This window comes from Wolbachia endosymbiont of Drosophila seguyi, assembly GCF_028981765.1.
Taxonomy (GTDB): domain Bacteria; phylum Pseudomonadota; class Alphaproteobacteria; order Rickettsiales; family Anaplasmataceae; genus Wolbachia; species Wolbachia pipientis.
Genome location: NZ_JAPQLM010000152.1, coordinates 1 through 2,860, shown reverse-complemented (window position 1 = coordinate 2,860; position 2,860 = coordinate 1). Strand labels below are relative to the sequence as shown.

At 36.5% G+C, this 2,860-nt stretch carries 3 protein-coding genes and 1 tRNA gene; all 4 read left to right on the top strand.

What is annotated here, in order from left to right; all coding sequences use genetic code 11:
• Positions 1 to 726 precede the first annotated feature (726 nt).
• The 4 genes from rplU to metK all read left to right on the top strand — a co-directional run bounded on the left by rplU (position 727) and on the right by metK (position 2,625).
• Positions 727 to 1,029, top strand: a complete 303-nt coding sequence (gene rplU, locus OZD62_RS03905; RefSeq protein WP_010082251.1) for a 50S ribosomal protein L21 — start codon at positions 727 to 729, stop codon at positions 1,027 to 1,029.
• A 10-nt stretch (positions 1,030 to 1,039) separates the two neighbouring features.
• The gene (gene rpmA, locus OZD62_RS03900; RefSeq protein WP_010082252.1) at positions 1,040 to 1,309 is read left to right on the top strand and encodes a 50S ribosomal protein L27; all 270 of its coding nucleotides are present in this window, start codon (positions 1,040 to 1,042) and stop codon (positions 1,307 to 1,309) included.
• Positions 1,310 to 1,318: 9 nt separating this feature from the next.
• Positions 1,319 to 1,395, top strand: a tRNA-Ile gene (locus OZD62_RS03895).
• A 57-nt stretch (positions 1,396 to 1,452) separates the two neighbouring features.
• Positions 1,453 to 2,625, top strand: a complete 1,173-nt coding sequence (gene metK / locus OZD62_RS03890; protein ID WP_275019467.1) for a methionine adenosyltransferase — start codon at positions 1,453 to 1,455, stop codon at positions 2,623 to 2,625.
• Positions 2,626 to 2,860 lie beyond the last annotated feature (235 nt).

Here is a 2,860-nt window from a genome sequence, read left to right as displayed (position 1 = left end):
AAAGCGTTACAAGACATCAAAAAATGCCAATACTCGACAGAGATAGTAAAAGACTAGCTAACTCGGGGGTCCTTTGTCTTTTTTTCTGCTTAGTAAATTTCTTAAACATTTGCAGCGTAGGTTAGTTGCAATTAAAAGCAGCTAAATTGCAGTGTTTAAGACTTAAAAAACGCCAATACTGAAAATAGACAATGACTAGGGTTTCTTTTGCCTTTTTTTTCATTTGGTAAATTCCTTAATGTTTATGGCTAAACGACAATCGTCATCCCGCTGCTTGTTAGCGGGATCTATTGCTGAGATACCGCGAATGAATCGCGGTATGACGGTTCGCGGCGGTATGACGTAGGACTGCTGTCATCCCAGTGCGTGACACTGGAATCCCAAAAAAGGATGATGTCATCCTAGTGCTCCTTTTTTTGTCATCCGAGTAGCTGACACTTGGATGACATCGTCATAAAGGAACCAGTGTCAAGCTACTCGGATGACAGGAGAAGGGGCTACTTGCATGACGGTGTCGGTAAACTTAGAGCTATAATAACTATTTGCCTTTTTTCTGCTTAGGTTATGCAAGAAGTCTACTGTCTGAGAAAAGGTAGATAAAAGATGAAAACAGATAGAAGTATTTTAGTAGCTCAAAAAGAACGTTAAGTCATGCTTTTTATTTATATTGACAGCGTATATGACATCGTTTACGATTAAAGTTAATAACAATAATTTATATTTATCATGTTTGCAGTAATTGAGACTGGTGGAAAGCAATATTTAGTAAAAGAAGGTAGTATAATAAAGGTAGAGAAGTTAGAAGCTGAAGAAAAAAAAGAGGTGGAAATCAATAAGGTGATTTGTATTTCAAATAGTGGCTTATCTTATTCATCTAATGCTACTGTTAAAGCTGAAGTGTTGGAGCAGTGCAGGGGGGAAAAAATTATAATCTTTAAGAAGAAAAGAAGAAAAAATTACCGTAGGAAAACTGGTCATAGGCAGTATATAACTGTTCTTCGTATAAATGAAATTAGTCTTCAAAAGTAAGAGGTAAGATATGGCAACTAAAAAATCAGGTGGTAGTTCCTGTAATGGTAGAGATTCAGCGGGTCGTAGGTTAGGAATAAAGAAGAATGGGAAGGTTATTCCTGGTAACATAATTGTGCGCCAAAGAGGCACAAAATTCCATCCTGGAAAGAATGTTGGTATAGGTAAAGATCATACGATTTTTGCTAAAATAGAAGGCTGGGTCAGCTTTAGAAGATCAGCAAATAAAAAGACTTTTATTGATATCTTGCCTACAGATAATATGAAAGCTTCAGCTTGAATAAATCAGGGGTCTGTAGCTCAGGTGGTTAGAGCGCACGCCTGATAAGCGTGAGGTCGGAGGTTCAACTCTTCCCAGACCCACCATTTAGTAGTTACTAACTGTGTTTTCTATAGCGGTTTTGATATTGTATAAGCAAAAACATGAGTTTATATAAAAATTTAGTAACCAGTGAATCAGTGGCGGCTGGTCATCCAGATAAAGTAGCAGATCAAATTTCAGATGCAATACTTGATGAGTGCCTTTTTACTGATCCTTTTGCGCGAGCTGCAATAGAGACTTTAGTCACCAAAGATAACGTTATTATAGCTGGGGAAGTGTTTGGGCCTAACATCAAAAATAGCAGGATTGAAAGTATTGTACGGAATACAATAAAAGATATTGGTTACAAGCACGATGGGTTCCACTGGAGAAAAGTGAAAGTAAATATATTGCTGCATGAGCAATCAAATGACATTGCAATAGGGTTGGATCAAGGTGCTGGAGATCAGGGCATAATGTATGGCTATGCAACAACAGAGACAGAAAACCTTATGCCGGCACCCATTTTTTATGCACACTCGATTCTGAAAAATATCATGAGCGCAGTTAAAGAAGCAAAACTTGGTCCAGATGCAAAGTCACAAATCACTTTGGCATATGAGAATAACCTCCCGGTACGTGCTGAAAGTATTATTGTCTCAATACAGCACCCTGAGGATTTGGATCAATCAAAAGTAAAAGAAATAATTTACCCTTACATAGTTTCATCTTTACCTGAAGGATGGATGTGTCCTGAGGAAAATCTCTTAGTCAATCCAACTGGTAGATTTGTTATTGGTGGACCGGTTAGTGATTGTGGATTAACCGGACGAAAAATTATGGTTGATACTTATGGAGGTTATATTCCACACGGTGGAGGAGCGTTTTCCGGAAAAGATGCAACCAAAGTTGATAGATCTGCGGCTTATATGGCAAGATATCTTGCTAAAAATATTGTCTTTGCAGGTTTGGCTGAACGTTGTCTTGTGCAGCTTTCTTATGCAATTGGTGTATCAAAACCTACTTCATTCTATATTGATACATTTGGTGCGAATAAGGTAGAGGAAAGAGTAATTAAAAAGTTTATCGAGAATAATATAGATTTATCAACAAAAGGCATAATCAAGCATTTATCGCTTAATCATCCTATATATAAACGTACAGCCTGTTATGGACATTTTGGTAAAGAGTCAGAAAGTGACGGTGGATTTTCTTGGGAAAGCATAAACTTGTCTGCTGATCTTCGTAGAGAATTCAATATAGAAGGTAATAGTAAAATTTCTTTAGATTGCTAAAATTTTTGATTTACAGCCCCATATTTATATACTAGCTTATTGTTAAAGCATAGCACGCTTTTTCATAATAATTATACCATATTAGTAATAATTTTTATATTCAATTTTTATTGTGAGGCTTATAAAGTGTATAACGAAATAGAAGGAGAACTGTACAACGTAATTGTAAGAGGTTGTCCGGAAACTAGTAAATTCAAGCATATTCCCTCTTTAACATAACCCTACTCATAGCTAG